We start from the raw sequence: 16,909 nt of genomic DNA on the forward strand, positions 1-16,909 counted from the left end.
ATTAACCCCTCCTTAAGACGAGCGTACATTCTGTTGAGAAATAGCCGCCATTTGTATTCGCTACGCCAATTTCACAATCTTTAATCTGCCGCTCGCCCGCTTGTTCCATTAGCTGCCTCACGACTTCCACAACATTGACCATTCCTCCGGCATCCCCCGGCTGTCCGACAGAAAGCTGACCGCCGCTCGTGTTCACAGGAAGATCGCCTTTGAATGTCAAGTCATGTTCTTCAACAAATCTTCCACCTTCACCCTTTCTACAAAATCCCATATCTTCCAAACTTAAAATAACTGCGATCGTATAACAATCGTAAAGTCCTAACACATCAATATGTTCCGTCGTTATTCCTGCCATTTGGAACGCAGTTTCTGAAGCCTTTTTTATCGGAGTGACGAGTCCATTTGTAAACAGTTCGGATTGCGATAACGTATAATGCCCATTGCTGAAGCCGGCGCCGTCGATTATAACGGGGGTTGAACAGATTTGTTTCGCATCTTCTGCAGGGCTTACGACAAATGCGATGGCTCCATCACAAGGAGATACAATTTCAAATAAATGCAAAGGAGAACTAACAACAGGGGAATTCACGATATCATCAACTGTTAAAAGTCCTTTTTTTCCGTACAATGAATTCTCATTGAAGCTCGCATTGTACCTTTGATCAATCGCGATTTTTGCCCTTTGCTCAATTGTCGTGCCATAAAGATGGCTATGTAAATTAGCCGCCAGCGCATAGGCATTATTCGGCGATGAACCGTAAAGCGTGTCATAATCTTCTTGAAACGGCCTTAAATCATTTGCTTTATGATAAAGCGTGTTTAAATCTGCTCCCACCACAAGAATGTTCCGAGCCGTCTTCGCCGTAATGGCTTCGGCGGCTTTTTTTAAGGCATAGCCTCCTGACGCCCCTAAAACAGAGACTTCATCACTGTAAGTCGGCCTCATCCCTAAAAATTCTGCCAGTGGAAGATTCAGCCTAGCATTTAATGAAAGAGGGCTTAACGTAATAATGCCGTCAATATCCGAAAAAGAAAGACTTGCATGTTCTACAGCTTTCTTTGCCGCTTCACTTGCCAATTGAAAAAGATTTTTGTTGCTTTTTTTCTGAAAAACGGTCTCCCCATATCCTACAATCGCTGCTTTTCCTTTTAAACTCACAATTTACCTCCAGACTAAATTCTTATCCAAAACAATTTTCTTTATATTATAGTAACATCATTGATGAGTAAATTTAATTCATTTTCCGAAATCTCCATTACCTGGAAGGCTGTTCACTCGCTTTATAAAGCGAGACTTTAATCAGTGGGGGTTTTCTTCATCCCCCACTTAGACTTCTTCGTTTCCCTTAAGCCTTGAAGTAGGGGTCTTACGGACGGTTGCACCGTGATAAAAGTACCAGAGAGGTTTTCAATAAAAAACCTCTCTGAAGAGAGTTTCTTCAGAGAGTCGTACGGATTTGTGTTCTAAGCTGTTTTCTAAATACTTCTTTTACTACATAATAAACGCCGTTCATGTCATTGCTTCTCGTTATCCAATCCGCATAGGCCTGAACAGATTTTGGAGCGTTTCCCATCGCTACCCCAAGGCCAGCATCCCTAATCATAGAAATGTCGGCATGTGAATCACCTACCGCAACCATCTCTTCATTCGAGAACCCGAGCCTTTCACCAAGTTTCCTTAACGCGTTCCCTTTTGATACTCCTTTCGGTACGATTTCCATTCGATTTTCTTCATACATATTCACGTCAATCGTTTCAAAACGGGACAACAGTTTCTCTTTCATTAAATCTCCTTCTTTTTTGTTAGAGAAAAATACTTCAATTTGCGGTGGAGAAACAGGCGACTCTTCCAGATGCGAGCCTAATTCATCTGTAAAGTTAACAGGATAAAACAACGGGTCTCCTATCGTCATTTTTGCGATGATTCCTTGATTTTGCCTTACGCGATTTGCGACTGAAAAACGTTCATGCTTAATGCGGACGTGGCATTCCGTTTGTTCCAATAGATGAATAATGGCTGCGGACTCGGACGGAGAAATTCGTTTTTCCAGCCAAGGGGCATCCATATCATTCGCTAAAAAAGCCCCATTGTGAGTAATTAAAATCGAATCGAGTTTCAGTGCTTTCGCTATTTTTTTGGCCGATGTGAAATGCCTTCTCGTTGCAAGTGTGACGTAAACACCTTTCTGTTTAACATATTGAATGGCCTCTTTTACCCCTTTATCGATCCGGTGATTTGACCGTAAAATGGTTCCATCAACGTCAAGCGCAATCAATTTATACACCATCATACAAACCTCCTTTCTTAACATCCTTATGAAAAAAGGATTGTCCAATAGAACTGATCTAAGAAGCGATCCGGGGCTTCACCTTGATTTTTTTAATCGTGCTGGTAAACTTGTATTAGATTGACAATACGTTATACTAGATTTTTTTGGTTTCACACTGTTATATAACAGTCATTTTAAATGAGGAGATGACAATATTTGCTTCATGATGACCGCTTTCGCGGGCTTACGCTTCAAGATGTCAGAAAAGATTTGATCGCAGGAATAACCGTTGGAATCGTTGCAATTCCACTCGGAATGGCTTTTGCCATCGCTTCAGGAGTAAAACCGGAATATGGCATTTATACAACCATTATCGCAGGCATACTTGTCGCCTTGCTTGGTGGTTCCCGCTTTCAAATAGCAGGGCCTACGGGGGCTTTTATCCCAATTTTACTTGCTATTGTGTTGCAATATGGCTACGAAAACTTGCTAATCGCAGGATTTTTGGCGGGAATTATCCTATTGTTTATGGGATTTTTTAAATTGGGGAGCCTCATTAAATTTATCCCTCGCTCTGTTACAATTGGATTCACTGCTGGCATTGCTGTCATTATATTCACAGGGCAAATCGGGAATTTTTTCGGTTTAGAAGGTATTGAGAAAAAAGAATTATTTCATGAGAACATGCTTGAAATCATTCACCAATTTCATACACTTAACTGGTATAGCGCGCTGACAGCCTTAATCGGGCTTGCGATGATTATCATGATCCCCAGGATTGCTCCTCGTGTTCCGATTTTGCTCGTCGCTTTACTAATTCCAACCATTATTGCGATGGTATTTTATCCCGATAAAATTGAAACAATCGGAGCGGCGTATGGAGGCATACCAAGTGCACTTCCCACCTTCCATTTTCCTGAAATCACACTTGAAAAAATAATCAACCTTTGGCGCCCTGCTTTTGTCATCGCCTTCCTTGGTGGTATTGAATCACTTCTTTCTGCTGTCGTCGCCGATGGAATGACTGGCAAACGCCATCATTCAAACAGGGAGTTGATCGGGCAAGGTGTCGCTAATATAGTCACACCGCTATTCGGAGGAATTCCAGCGACTGGAGCAATTGCCAGGACAGCTACGAATATAAAGAGTGGTGCCAAGACACCACTATCCGGTATTTTTCAAGGCGTCTTCGTCCTTATCACACTGCTGCTTTTTGCTCCTTATGCTTCATTTATCCCGCTTGCAAGCATGGCGCCAATTTTAATGATTGTCGCATGGAACATGAGTGAAAGTAAGTCTTTCGCCCATATTTTGAAATTGAAAAAGGGTGATTCCATTGTATTGATCGTTACGTTTCTGCTTACAGTATTCGTAAATTTAACAGTTGCCGTTGAAGTTGGATTATTGCTTGCGATGGTATCGTTTATCCGGCGAATGAGCGGAATGCTTGATATTGAGAAATTGCTCCCAATAAGGCAGAGTGAAGAAGCTTCGAAAGAATTTACTATAACAGATCGCAATTGTCCCGAATTCGATATTTATACGATTGAGGGCCCTTTATTTTTTGGCACCGCCGCTAAATTCGAACAAACATTATCTCAAGCAATCAATAAACGTCCAAAAATACTGCTCCTTCGAATGAACAATGTCCAGCTTATCGATGCATCAGGCGAAGGAAATTTATCAACTCTTGTCAAGAATTTTCAAAAAAGGGGCGGAATCATTTTAATTTCTGGAATAGGCGCGCAACCTCTTCAAATTTTAAAAAATAGCGGCCTCTACTATCAGATTGGCGCTAATCATGTGTTTGAAAAAATTGAGGATGCTGTAAACTATGCAAATTCTCTATTAAACAACCATTTGTGTAAAACATGCCGCCAAAAAGGATTTGAACAATGCGGAGCGTTCAACCTGCTTGAAGAACAAGAAAAAGCCTACGTATTGTCACAATAAATCTTTTATTTATTATGATAATCCCAGAAAAAAGGGTATGATGTTATATAGGAGCATTTATTATAAAGGGAGGCGCAAAGGATGTTATATTCAAGAATATTAGTGGCTTACGATGGTTCAAATTTAAGCAAAAAAGCATTGAATACAGCGACTGAACTGTTGAAGGAATCTTCAAACATCGAGCTGGATGTCGTAACTGTTTTTGAAATGCCAAGAGGGTATGAAAGTTTCGGTATATACAACGAAAACCTTTTGGCTGGATATCGCAGAGAAGCGGAAAAAATGATGGAAGATGTTGAAAAAGAGCTTAAAGCAAAGAATCTTCCAAACAAAATTTCAACTTATATTCTTGAAGGCAATACCCCAAAAATGCTCATAGAATTTGCTAACAATCATGACAGCGACCTAATCATAATCGGCAACAGAGGTTTGAGCGGATTTAAAGAGGTATTCCTTGGCAGCGTCAGCCATTATGTCGTTCAACGCGCAAACTGTCCTGTGTTTGTCATCAAATAAGAAGCGCCTCTAAGGCTGCTTCTTATTTTTTGTTTTCAATTAAGAAAAAGTATTAAAACCCCTTGCACCGCTCCAATTATCCCACCGAGCAATGCCCCAAGATACGTAATCATTTTAAATTCCTTGCTTGAAATCGCAAGGACAATCGTTTCAAGCCTTTCGACAGGAAATGATTCGACTTGCTCCTTAACAACTGCTGCCAAAGGAAGTTTTTGCATGATCGCATCTATTTTAGAAACGGCATAATTGCCAATTTGTTGAAGCGCATTCGGAACAAGCGATTCGATGACACGATCTTTATAATTGCCGGCAAGTTCATTTACAGATGTATTAAATAATTCGCCAATTGCAAACTGATGAAGCATTTGTTCTTTTAACCATTCAAGAAATTTCTCATAATTCACACGCTCATCAAAATCGCTAAGCTGCTTTTCCTTAAGGCTTGCCCATTCCTTCTCCATGATTCGTTGAAACAGTTGTTTTGCTGCAGGCTGCTTGAAAAATTTGATGATTTCAGGCTGAACCTTATTTAATAAACTTTCATTGCCTAAAAACATTGTAATCACATTGCCTAGTTTCCCTTTATCCGCGAGAAAATGACTGATTAATTCCCCGACTTTTCTCTTTCCTTCGTCGCTTTCAAAATAAGCAACGGCCTTCGAACATATCGTTTCTGCCAAAGATGGCATTTTCAGTTCAATATAGGCTTCCAGCTCATCTGGCATCATCTCATGAATTGATTTGCTTTTAATCTTTTGAATGGTAAGCCAATATTTTTCTTCCAGTTTATGTTGAATGAACTGCTCGATCCTTTCATCCGCTTGTGAGATCCCTAGCCTACCAGCCAAACGAAGCAAAGAATCTTCCCGTTCAAGAAATTGTGCAACTTCTGTTTTCGCAAGCTTCAGAATGTCATTTCGGAATTGGTGATCTTTCAACTTCTTAACAATTCCTTCGGCAGTTAACAAATGCTCAACAACCACTTTACCAAGCTGAACCGCCATATCGTCGCGGCGTTTTGGAATAAGGCCTGGCGTAAATGGCAGGCGCCACTTTCCAATATAAATAGGCTTGAGCGGACGAAAGAGCATTTTGATCGCAAGAAAATTTGTCGCTCCACCAATGATTGCGCCAACAGTAATTAACATGAAAAAACTCAAAAATATATTCATTCACCATCTACCTTATCACAACGTCATTATCCATCACATAGTATACGATATCAGCACATGCCTATCTAGTGCAACAGCATTGAACCACACTTTTTCGTCACAGAAAGACGAAACCTTTTTATTAAGTAATTGAAAAAGAGGGAAAGCAATGCTTCTGACAAAAACAAACATCGAAGTTTTGCCAGATAACAATTTCCCGCACCCATTCACGATAAAGTGTCCGAAAACGATCTATTCAACAATTCGCACGCAATCTCCTTGTTTTCTTTCATTCGGAAAACAGTCTCTTTCGGTTAACATGACTGAAGGAAAAGACGGAGTTGAAATAAGCGAAACCATTGCTGAGTTGATCTCATTTCCAACCGAAACGATGGCGCTTCAGGCAGGAATTGATGAAACCAGCAATACTCTTGTCATTGGGCCCGTATTCGCTGCGCTTGCTGCAGAAACATCAAACCTTGAGGCGCCGTTTGGAACGCTCACAGCGTTTTTTGAAGAAATGGCACGCTATTGTTCAAATCATCATATATTCTTTTACGTCTTTTCACTAAAAAGCTATGAAAACAATACAATTCATGGATTTAGAAAGGACCGGAATCAATGGAAAAAAGCACGCATGCCTTTCCCGCATGCCATTTACAATCGCATTCCTGGACGAAAACAGGAAAAATCAGACGAAACCAAGCTGTTTTTTAAAACATGCAATGAATTGGACGTTCCTTATTTTAATGAACGTTTTTTAAATAAATGGGAAGTGTATAACGGGTTGTGCAATCATGCTGAAATCGCTCCACATTTGCCTGAATCGATCCTCTATCGTAAAGCGTCAGATTTGGATGCGATGATCCAACGGCATGTTTCTTTATATTTAAAACCCATTCACGGCAGCCTTGGCAGGCGAATCATGCGTGTTCAAAACGATGGAAATGAATATAAAGTTGAATATTCTGGTTTCTCCAATGAAGCTAAAAAAATTTCCAGCCTGCTTGCTCTTTTAAAAATTGTGATACCAAGGATAAAAAAGCAAAACTACATTATCCAGCAAGGGATTCAAACGCTTTCTTTTAAAAACCGTCCAGTCGACTTTCGTATTTTATGCAATAAAGATGATACCGGGCAATGGAAAGTTACATCATCGGTTGCCCGTGTATCAGCTGAAAATAAATTCGTCTCTAACCTCGCAATGGGAGGGTCGCTTTACCGGCCTGAAGAAATCCTTGCCCATTTTTTCGAACCGAAACAGGTTCAAGGGTTAAAAAAGCTATTGCTTGAGCTTGCGCTTCAATGTGTTGAAATTATTGAACAAGAATCGGTAGGAACATACGGGGAGTTCGGCGTAGATCTTGCCGTTGATACAGACGGAAAACCATGGCTGCTTGAAATCAATACGAAACCATCAAAAACAGAAGAAACCATCCGAATGAATTCATCCATTCGCCCTTCAGCGAAAGCCATTGTAAACTTTGCATCCTTTCTATCCGGTTTCGAGAAGATATAAGTGTATGTTAAGAAAAACGCTGACGCGTCCTTGTTCAGAGGTCAAGTGTCAGAGGCCGGATTTGTTTAAATTTGCGAAAGAGCAAATTTATACTTTCTTATTTTTTTAAAAAACGCTGACGCATCTTTCTTAGGAAGTCAGGGGTCAGAAGCCAGATTCGTGTAAATTTACGAAAGAGCAAATTTATACTTTTCAAAAAGGAGGATGTCCGATTAAGACACGACACCCTGTAGGCTCCATTTTTTTAAAACAACCTAAGGAGAATCAACAATGGTTTCACTAGGAATAATTACGCTGCATCCTCAATTGGAATCTACTTATTTTAAAGAAATGGCGAAACGCGCCCCTGAGTATCGAATCCAGGTTTTCCGCTTTCATCCGAAGGATTGGGATCCGCACACAAACACAGTCACTGGCGCTTATTATGATGAGCGACATGATACATGGGAATTTGATGTATTTCCCCTTCCCGAATTTATTTATGACCGGTGCTTTTATTCAAATAACCGATCAATTGAGCGCTACTACAGCATCGTTAAGCAATTAAAGGAAAAAGCAACATTCCTGTCTACTGGTTTGCCAAATAAATGGCAAGTTCATCTCGCACTGCAAAATGATCCTTTTCTTTCCCAATATTTACCGGATACGGCACTTCTCTCTTCAAGCGAAGAAGCAATTGAAAAGCTTTTACATGAACGGCAGCTTGTTTTAAAGCCTGATCGAGGTGCACAGGGGAAAGGGATTATTTTTCTTAAAATGACTGGAAGCAAAGTAGAAGTGCAAACCCACATTGGCGGATCAACAAAAACCGCATCCTATTCGATTGATCGGTTGAATCAATGGGTTCACCGAATCCTTGAACAAAACCAGTATATCGCCCAATCCTTTCTCGAATTAAAAAATGAAGAAAATAAACCATTTGACGCAAGGGTGCTCGTTCAAAAAAATAGAAAAGGCATGTGGCAAGAATACGGACGCGGCATTCGGACCGGGCGAATCGGCAGTCTCGTTTCAAATATCCATAACGGCGGAAAAATCGTTCCTTTTGCAAGTTGGCAGTCAAAGCAGGAGCCCTTCATACAAAAAAAGATCGAGAAGCAAATGGAAGAAATGATTCAGAAACTTCCTTATGTACTCGAACGCCATTTTGGAAGATTATATGAAATTGGCATCGACATCGGGATTGATCAAAATGGAAAGTGCTGGCTTCTTGAAGCAAATTCAAAACCCGGCCATCAAATTATAGTAAAAACTGAACGTGAAGCTGTTTACAAAGTCTATGAAAACCCACTTCACTTTTGCCTTTTTCTCGCAAGCAAATAAAGAAAACTCGCCGATTGGCGAGCCTTAAAAGGCGAAGACAGAGGCGTAGTTGCCCTTATACTTTGGACTTAAAATTTGCTGCTGCGTCGACTTTTCTACTTTGCTGCAAATTTATACTTTCCTAACGTGGAACAAAGACGCTGACGCGTCCTTGTTCGGAGGTCAGGTGTCAGAGGCCGGATTAGTTTAAATTTGCGAAAGAGCAAATTTATACTTTCTTAAGAAGTTAGAGGCCAGATTGGTCTAAATTTGCGAAAAAAGACAAATTTATTTTTAATTATCGAAAGGAGCATCATAAATTGGGAACTCCTCTTCCTCTCGTAAAAGATGAATCATCCAAAAACTGTTTTTTTGTTCCACTCTCCTATTTCGAAAAACTGAATAAAAAAGGGACGATTCCGAACGAGATTTCCTTTGGAACAAACACGGCTGCTTGCGAAATTATCCCGCATTCACATTCTGAAAAATGGTTGCTTTCAGCGAATTTATGGGAAACTCTTTCGATTCCGTTTGAAACTTCCGTCCATGTTATTCATACAGATAACATGCTGCACATCGGCCCGCTTATCGGCATATTCACTGCAGGCTTTACGAGCCAGCCCCACCGCCCATTAGGTGCACGTTCATTTTTATTCGCAAAATATTTAACGTCGGCCCAAAGTGTCGGTGGCTACTATTTTATATTTGGCTCTCACCAAATCAACTGGGAATCCGGGATGATTCACGGCCTTTACTATACAAAAAAAGGCTGGGAAAAACGCTCTTCCCCTTTCCCACATGTTGTATATGACCGTATTCCGAACAGAAGAGCGGAAAAGCTTCCAATCCTGCAAGATGTAAAAAAGCGAATGGAAAATGACTATTTTATTCCATGGTTTAATTCCGGCTTTTTTAATAAGTGGAGCATTTATGAAAAGCTTCAAACGAATGATGCCGTTTCATCTTATTTACCTGAAACAATCTTAAATCCCTCCATTCAAGAAATTGAACATCTATTGGATAAATACCAACACATTTATGTGAAGCCTGCAGATGGGAGCCTAGGGATTGGCGTTCACCACATTATTAAACGAAGCGCGGACAATCACTATTATTGCCGTTTTCGTAAAGATGAGAAGAACTTTTTACAGCGTTACAAAAAACTTAATGAACTCATCGAATCCCTTTTTAACGAAAATCGGCTCGAAACAATGGTTGCCCAGCAAGGAATAACATTACTGAAAATGAACAAAAGGCCGCTCGATTTCCGCATACATGCCAACAAAGATATTGATGGAAAATGGCGCATCTCTGCCATCGCGGCTAAAATTTCCGGCAGGAACAGTGTCACTACCCATATCGCAAGCGGCGCTAAAGTAAAAACAGTGCACGAATTATCAGCTGAAAACGAGTCATTTCCTCCCTTAATCAAAAAATTACAACATGCAGCTCTTACATTAAGCAAAGCGTTCGATGAAAATATAGATGGATATAATGGCGAGATCGGATTCGATATGGGTATCGATGTGAACGGAAAAATTTGGATGTTCGAAGCAAATTCGAAACCCGGGAGAAGTATATTCACTCACCCACGTCTAAAGGAAGAAGAATTTGTCACGAGAAAGCTACCCTTTGAATACGGCGTATTTTTAGCGGAAACTGCGCTTACTAAACCAGGGCTGATCCTCTCATGATGGAAGCGAAATGGCCACTCGTCGGCATATTATCAGGGTTCCATCCTCAAAAGCAGTTTAGTGGAGATGATCATTTTTTTAGAGCAATTGCTTCAGAGTTATCCAATCAAAATGGTTCCGCTTTTGTTTTTACTCCTAATGGCATAAAGGAAGAAACAATTGAAGGCTTTTTCTTACATGATGAAACGTGGGAAAAGAACGTATTTCCATATCCTGATCTTGTTTATAACAGGCTTCCATCAAGAAAGAGCGAAAACACAAAGAAAATGAAGCAATTTTTTAATAAGCTTTGCGCACGATCCATCCCATGGTTCAATACACGCTTCCTGCATAAATGGGAAATGTATCATCTTCTTTTGAATAACAAAGCCATCCGGCCCCACTTGCCTGAAACCATTTTGCTTACAGACACTTCAACCGCGCTTAATTTTTTACAAAAGCATTCATTTCTATATGCCAAACCCGTTTCCGGCAGAACTGGAAGCGGTATTTTTACTTTGAATCAGACAGCGCTCAATAAATACAAAATAACGTTTCACGAAAAAGAAAGAATCGTAACAGATGTTCAACTGTCATCCCTTTTCTCACATTTACTTTTAAAAGGGTATGACTATATTCTTCAGCAAGGCATTTTGCTGAACGAGCTTGAAGAAAAAAAATATGATTTTCGTATCCTTTTACAAAAGCCATTGGATAAGTGGGAATTGACCGGGATCGGTGTCCGCGCTGCACAGAAAGGCGGAATCACGACCCACGTTCCAAAGGGCGGCTCTATTCTTACCCTTTCAGAGATAAGTCCTCCAGTTGACTCAGAGATGATTATGATGCTCGGAAAGGAAGCGGTAAAATCAATCGAAACATCCTACACAGAGTTTAGGGAATGTTCAATCGATATAGGGCGGGATACTCAAGGAAAATATTGGATATTCGAATTGAATACAAAGCCAATGGTCTTTGATGAAGTGAGAATCGAAGAAAAAAGAATCAAAACCTTAGTGGAAATATTTAAAAACAGATCAGTTAAAGAAAACTTGCCGATTGGCAAGCCTTAAAAGGCGCAGACAGAGGCTTAGTTGCCCTTATACTTGGGACTTAAAATTTGCTGCTGCGTCGATTTTCTGCTGTGTTGCAAATTTATACTTTCCTAACGTGCAAGAAAAACTAAGGCTTTCGCTGTTGAAGCGACAAGCCAAGTTTTTCTAATACGTGTCTTTAAATTTCCTTTTTGGCCGGGTGACAGTATAAGAAAAACTAAGGCTTTCGCTATTAGGGCGACAAGCCAAGTTTTTCTAATATTTATGCATAAATTTGTATGCTAGACGAAATGTGGTTTCCGTGTTATCCTTGCTAGGGTACTTATTAAACGATCTTTTTGAGGTGAATAAATTTATGCATAATGGGAAAAAGTTCATCCCAGCAACTAGCGATTATTTGACGTTCCTCATTCCTTCTCTCGTGGGGATCTTTTTATTTATCGTTCCCGTTGTTTATAAAGGGGATGTAACGCTTCCGATTGCTTTTCTTGCCAATTGGCTTGCAGATCAATTGGAGAGCGCGTTGCCATATATTGCTGTTGGGATTTTTGTCGTTGCTGTTATTTTTTCGATTATCGCGAAAGTTTTTAAGCCAAATTTCATATGTAAACATGCTTTTTTAAGAAATCTGTTAGATGTAGGCTATTTTTGGCTGGCCGCAAGAATTACCGGTGCCATCTTCGGGGTTATGACGCTATTTGAAATTGGGCCGAAATTTATTTGGTCTGAAAACACAGGCGCTATTGCTCTTTATGATTTGTCATCTTTCTTACTCGTCATTTTTTTGTTTGCAGGGTTATTTTTGCCCTTGCTGCTCGATTTTGGCTTACTTGAATTTGTAGGTACTTTAATGACGAAAATCATGCGCCCTCTCTTCACTCTTCCAGGAAGATCCGCGATTGATTGTTTAGCTTCATGGATTGGTGATGGAACAATTGGTGTATTGTTAACGAGCAAACAGTATGAAGAAGGCTATTATACGAAGCGGGAAGCTGCTGTTATTGGCACGACGTTTTCCCTTGTTTCGATTACATTTAGTATAGTCGTGCTAGGCTATGTTGAATTGACACACCTATTTTTTCCATATTATTTGACAATTGTTGTCGCAGGCCTGGTTTGCGCAATTGTTTGCCCGCGGATTCCGCCGCTTTCAAGAAAACCGGATACGTATTATGAATCGGTGGGCAAGCAAGTGGATGAGACACTGCCTTCAGGAATATCCGTATGGAAGTGGGGGCTTAATTTAGCCGCCCAACGAGCAAGACAAAGCAAAAGCGCTCATGTCATAACGAGCGGTGTCCAAAATGTACTGGATATGTGGGTCGGCGTGATTCCGGTCGTTATGACGATTGCTACATTGGCGAATGTTGTTGCGGAGCACACGTCTTTTTTTGCTTATCTCGGCGCTCCTTTCGTGCCGATATTAACCGCACTTCAAGTGCCGGAGGCAGCGGCTGCAGCACAAACAATGGTTATTGGTTTTGCGGACATGCTTTTGCCTGCAGTCATTGGCAACGAAATCATTGAAAGTGAATTTACAAAATTTATCGTTGCGTGTGTTTCCGTCACACAATTAATTTATATGTCGGAAGTCGGTGCTCTTCTTCTCAGTTCCAAAATTCCTGTAAAATTTTTAGATTTGGTTATTATCTTTTTTGAACGGACAATCATTACTCTTCCGGTCATCGTTTTCATGGCGAATCTGCTTTTGTGACATCCTCTCTCCATTGAAATGGAGAGCTTCCTTGTGGAAGCTCGGTAGCTGCTCACTCCGACAGAGGCACGGATGAAGAGATAGTCGTGCCCGTTGTTCCATTTCTGACCTATCTTCATTATGACAGCTAAAGGTCGTGCCACAACGACCCTCCTGCATAGGATTATACCTTGCAGGCACCTGGTCTATCGTTCGATTGAACTACACCGCCAGGCTCGTGCTTCGTGCAATGTTTTTCGCCGCATTTAAATCGGCATGACAAGCATAGTCACATTGTTTGCAATGGAACTTGCTCTTGTAACGGTTTCTTTTGTCCACATATCCGCAATGAAAACAAGTTTGGCTTGTCTTGTATGGATCGATATCGGTGACAGGAATGTGGTGTTTGGCTGCCTTTTGTTTGATAAACATTTTCAATTGATAAACAGGCCATGAGTGAATGGTTCGATCTGCTTGTTTCGTTGTTTTACACGTGTTCCGGATGTTTTCGAGCTGCTCCATTTGAATCATAGGTTGGTCAAATTGCAGGCAAAATGTGATGATGTCATGAGCTAATTTGCGGTTGTAGTCCGTTATCCAACGGCTTTCTTTATTCCCGATTTGTTCGATTGCACGCTGTGCTTTCTTTTTACCTAGAGAACATCTCAGGGATCTGAAATGTCGCCTGATGTAACCGACTTCTTTTCCACTGAACCATTGCCGCTTTCCCGACTCTAATTCCGTTATCACCGCAAGATGCCTTAAGCCAAGGTCAATACCAATGGTTGTACGTTGTGTTTCTTTGTTTTGTGATAGTTGCCCAATGTCACAGGAGATTTCGATGGGGATCGCCACATACCAGTTTCGCCTCCTGCGAAGGAGTTGGATCGTACCGCGAAAGTTTCGATTCGGTCTTGTTAAATAGGGGAAATAGGTGTTCACCCAATCCGTCTCGTGCACAGGCAGATACTTTTTTCCAACACTCGTTGTGAAGCCAATATACCAGCGGCCTTTTTTGAATTGTGTATCCCAGTTTTGGTTATTGATGCTGATAGGGGTGTTTGCTTTAAAAACGGGGATGGATTTCGCTACTTCCTCCTTATAGTCAGATACGGCTTTCTTTGCTCGGCGAATCGCTTCATTTTTGATGGTGCTCTTTAAAGGGAAGGGAACATTCTTGGAGGTTAGTTTCTCCCCATTCAACAAGCGGGTGACACAATCGTTCAGGCAATGAACAAACGTTTTTTGTTCATGCAGCCACGCCTTGTGTTTCCTTTTTGAAGGTTTCTTTAACTTGACTAAATAGGTGACGGTTGCCATGATTTCACCTCCACTAAATAGAACATATGTTTCTACATTTTATTATATGAAAAAGAAAATGGATATGCAAGTGTTTTAAGGCAAATCGACTAGAGGGAAAAGTCAAGTAACTTTTCGACCTCCGGGTAGAAAGGTCGCCCGATTGGCGACTCAAACCCCCACAGCACCCGGCGTGCGGATTTCCCGCACCGGGCTCTTCAGAAATTGCTTCACAGTATTGCGTACATTTTCAATTTCGAATATGGAATTGAAAGTCTTGGACGCTCTAAAGGGAAGATTTTCTTAATCTTATTGAATCTTTCCTATGTTATATAGCTCTATTGACTTCTACTACTTAGCACTCTTTTCCAATAACGCTCCGTTATTTTGTAAATTTTGGTTATCGTCCAAAGGTTACCCGCCATTCCATAGTAATTGTAGTGACCTAATAATTTGATTTATCTTTTCAATTTGGTCTTTTAAAGGCCAATGTCTGATTTTACGAAGTGTTTCTTGAATTTTACGTGATCGGTGACTTTCAGCTACATCGAACTGTTTTACGGCGATACTATAAACATAAGGAAATCCTTACTGATACGTACTTTATCGAAATTAGTAACCGCTTTAAGAAATACTATGTAGATAATGATTATTCCAAGGCCACAATAAACCATTATGTAAAACAATCTGCTCGTTTCATGGATTATCTCTCATCACAGAAGGTTAAGGGTTGTAAAGAAATTAATCTCACTTTAATTAACGACTACATTAAAACCTTGGCTGGTTATACTTACAAAACCGTAGAACAAAATATTTGTTCCATGCGTGCCTTTTTTCGCTTTCTCCTGGACACCGGAGAAATACAGACCGATTTTGCTTCAAAAACACCTATGGTTCAGGCAAGGAAGCAGACCCGTATTCCGTCCGTATGGACACAGGAAGAACTAAAAAAACTAATCGCTGCCATAGACAGAGGAAACCCAAAAGGCAAAAGAGACTATGCAATTATTTTAATGGCATGATGTCTAGATTTACGGTGTACGGACATTAAAAATTTAAAAATGGAAAACTTCTATTGGGAAGAAAAGAAGCTTGTATTTACTCAATCAAAAACAAGGCAGCCTTTATCCCTTCCATTAACACCGGAGGTTGGTTGGGCAGTTATTGATTATCTTAAATACGGTCGCCCTAAAATAAACAGCCCATATGTATTTGTAAGGCACTTGGCTCCATTTGGCCCCTTTTCAGAAGGAGATCATTTACATCAGCTAATCAAAAGGTACATGGATTTAGCACACCTACCTACCCTGAAAAAAAGAAGAGGAATGCATTCCCTCAGGCATACCATGGCCCGTATGCTTCTTGAAAAGGATACGCCACTATCCACCATTGGTAGTATTTTTTTCCGGATTTGCGTTCGCAACCCATCTTTATTTTCCCTTAGGTGTTCCTTCAGTTCATTTACTGTTACTCCGTCTACTCCACTTGCTCCTTTATTTCTGTACACTCGTTTATAACCATCATTCATATTTCGATTGCTTAAAATCTCTTCTAAAAGTTTCACACTTGTTTCTTCCTTATGGTGTCGGCTGACTTCTCACGATAAACCTTTTCCGACTAGCTTTCTTTTTAGGGGACTCCTCAGCTGTCCGTGAGACCTCCAGGGTAAGGCTTTCCTCTTTTACTCACCTGATTTACTCTATAGGATTACACACACCCAGCATTGAAATGAAGGGCGTTCTCGCCTAATGATCGTAAAATATGATATACTTTAGCAATGCCCAGTTTTTTAAATTCGTTGCTTGTTTTTTAAAGGAGGAAACAAATTGTTTTCACACTTTCAATTTAAAGAAATTCCAACAAAAAGAAGGTTGCGCAAAGCATATGAGTTTTCTTTTTTCTATCAAGGCAAGCATTACCGCGGGTTTTATCATCCAAATGGCAAGATTGACTGGTATGAGCCGCAGCCACCAACCGATCTTGTGGATAAATTCCAGTCTCAAGTCCACGAGCTTATGCTTTTCCATGTGTATGATAAATAATTTTATCCGAAGCCGCTCATACTACCATTGGCAGGACATCGTTGTTCTTGCCAATGTTTTGTTTGAAGGGGGCATTTTCAATGTCTGAACACGAAAAGGATTTGCTTTACGAAGGACGGCGTGAAGCTTACCTTGACATCGATCGTATGATTAATGAAGGGATGGCTGGAGGAACAGTGCGTGAATACGGCTCACCCCAAATTGGAGCGGCGATTGAATTACCTAAAGAGGAACCTCCAAAAAAAAATGATGATCAAGAATAGTTTATGACAACCCGGGCGACATGCTCGGGTTTTTTTAAAAATTAGAGAGTATAAATTTCTTCTACAGGAAAAACTTTCTTGATTCTACAATTTGGACATATTGCAAGATGAAGGCATTGATCATTTTTAACGGAATTCGGCAAACCATCGACCAGCTTCGTCGTCTGAATCTC

At 40.5% G+C, this 16,909-nt stretch carries 15 protein-coding genes; 11 read left to right on the forward strand and 4 right to left on the reverse strand.

Annotated elements, in window-relative coordinates; genetic code table 11:
• Nucleotide 1: 1 nt before the first annotated feature.
• Together DCC39_RS14700 and DCC39_RS14705 are read right to left on the reverse strand one after the other, a co-directional pair.
• On the reverse strand, nt 2-1,159 hold the full coding sequence (locus DCC39_RS14700; protein WP_116555659.1) for a thiolase family protein: 1,158 nt from the start codon (nt 1,157-1,159) through the stop codon (nt 2-4).
• Nucleotides 1,160-1,439: 280 nt separating this feature from the next.
• Nucleotides 1,440-2,291, reverse strand: a complete 852-nt coding sequence (locus DCC39_RS14705; RefSeq protein WP_338066566.1) for a Cof-type HAD-IIB family hydrolase — start codon at nt 2,289-2,291, stop codon at nt 1,440-1,442.
• Between the two features lie 195 nt (nt 2,292-2,486).
• On the opposite strand from DCC39_RS14705, the gene DCC39_RS14710 reads away from it, so the two are divergent.
• Nucleotides 2,487-4,223 carry a SulP family inorganic anion transporter gene (locus DCC39_RS14710; RefSeq protein WP_116555661.1) on the forward strand — a complete coding sequence of 579 codons (1,737 nt, stop codon included), beginning with the start codon at nt 2,487-2,489 and terminating at the stop codon, nt 4,221-4,223.
• 81 nt (nt 4,224-4,304) lie between these two features.
• Entirely contained in the window at nt 4,305-4,739 is a 435-nt protein-coding gene (locus DCC39_RS14715) for a universal stress protein (protein ID WP_116555662.1), read from the forward strand.
• A gap of 35 nt (nt 4,740-4,774) precedes the next feature.
• Here the strand turns inward: DCC39_RS14715 and DCC39_RS14720 are convergent, their stop codons facing one another.
• Nucleotides 4,775-5,911: a DUF445 domain-containing protein gene (locus tag DCC39_RS14720; protein WP_116555663.1), complete on the reverse strand. Its 1,137-nt coding sequence runs from the start codon at nt 5,909-5,911 to the stop codon at nt 4,775-4,777.
• A 148-nt stretch (nt 5,912-6,059) separates the two neighbouring features.
• Here DCC39_RS14720 and DCC39_RS14725 point away from each other — a divergent pair, with 148 nt between their 5' ends.
• From DCC39_RS14725 to DCC39_RS14745, 5 genes are all read left to right on the forward strand, one after another.
• Nucleotides 6,060-7,409 (forward strand): YheC/YheD family endospore coat-associated protein, encoded by a 1,350-nt coding sequence (locus tag DCC39_RS14725; protein WP_116555664.1) that lies wholly within the window; start codon nt 6,060-6,062, stop codon nt 7,407-7,409.
• Nucleotides 7,410-7,679: 270 nt separating this feature from the next.
• A complete protein-coding gene (locus DCC39_RS14730; RefSeq protein WP_116555665.1) occupies nt 7,680-8,732 on the forward strand; it encodes a YheC/YheD family endospore coat-associated protein in 1,053 nt (350 codons plus the stop codon).
• 299 nt (nt 8,733-9,031) lie between these two features.
• A complete protein-coding gene (locus DCC39_RS14735; protein WP_116555666.1) occupies nt 9,032-10,405 on the forward strand; it encodes a YheC/YheD family endospore coat-associated protein in 1,374 nt (457 codons plus the stop codon).
• Nucleotides 10,402-11,457: a YheC/YheD family endospore coat-associated protein gene (locus tag DCC39_RS14740; RefSeq protein ID WP_116555667.1), complete on the forward strand. Its 1,056-nt coding sequence runs from the start codon at nt 10,402-10,404 to the stop codon at nt 11,455-11,457. The genes DCC39_RS14735 and DCC39_RS14740 overlap by 4 nt, the downstream gene beginning before the upstream one ends.
• Nucleotides 11,458-11,794: 337 nt before the next feature.
• Nucleotides 11,795-13,153 carry a YjiH family protein gene (locus DCC39_RS14745; protein WP_116555668.1) on the forward strand — a complete coding sequence of 453 codons (1,359 nt, stop codon included), beginning with the start codon at nt 11,795-11,797 and terminating at the stop codon, nt 13,151-13,153.
• Nucleotides 13,154-13,354: 201 nt separating this feature from the next.
• Here the strand turns inward: DCC39_RS14745 and DCC39_RS14750 are convergent, their stop codons facing one another.
• Nucleotides 13,355-14,452, reverse strand: a complete 1,098-nt coding sequence (locus tag DCC39_RS14750; RefSeq protein ID WP_116555669.1) for an RNA-guided endonuclease TnpB family protein — start codon at nt 14,450-14,452, stop codon at nt 13,355-13,357.
• Between the two features lie 503 nt (nt 14,453-14,955).
• Here DCC39_RS14750 and DCC39_RS19185 point away from each other — a divergent pair.
• The 4 genes from DCC39_RS19185 (at nt 14,956) to DCC39_RS14770 (ending at nt 16,736) form a co-directional block, all read left to right on the forward strand.
• Nucleotides 14,956-15,453, forward strand: a complete 498-nt coding sequence (locus DCC39_RS19185) for a tyrosine-type recombinase/integrase (RefSeq protein WP_165820899.1) — start codon at nt 14,956-14,958, stop codon at nt 15,451-15,453.
• 39 nt (nt 15,454-15,492) lie between these two features.
• Nucleotides 15,493-15,948, forward strand: a complete 456-nt coding sequence (locus tag DCC39_RS19870; RefSeq protein ID WP_407071863.1) for a site-specific integrase — start codon at nt 15,493-15,495, stop codon at nt 15,946-15,948.
• A 309-nt stretch (nt 15,949-16,257) separates the two neighbouring features.
• Nucleotides 16,258-16,473, forward strand: coding sequence for a DUF5342 family protein (locus DCC39_RS14765; protein ID WP_116555670.1), 216 nt, complete (start codon nt 16,258-16,260; stop codon nt 16,471-16,473).
• Between the two features lie 80 nt (nt 16,474-16,553).
• On the forward strand, nt 16,554-16,736 hold the full coding sequence (locus tag DCC39_RS14770; RefSeq protein ID WP_116555671.1) for a hypothetical protein: 183 nt from the start codon (nt 16,554-16,556) through the stop codon (nt 16,734-16,736).
• The last annotated feature ends 173 nt before the right edge of the window (nt 16,737-16,909 follow it).

The organism is Pueribacillus theae (assembly GCF_003097615.1).
Taxonomy (GTDB): Bacteria; Bacillota; Bacilli; order Bacillales; family UBA6769; genus Pueribacillus; species Pueribacillus theae.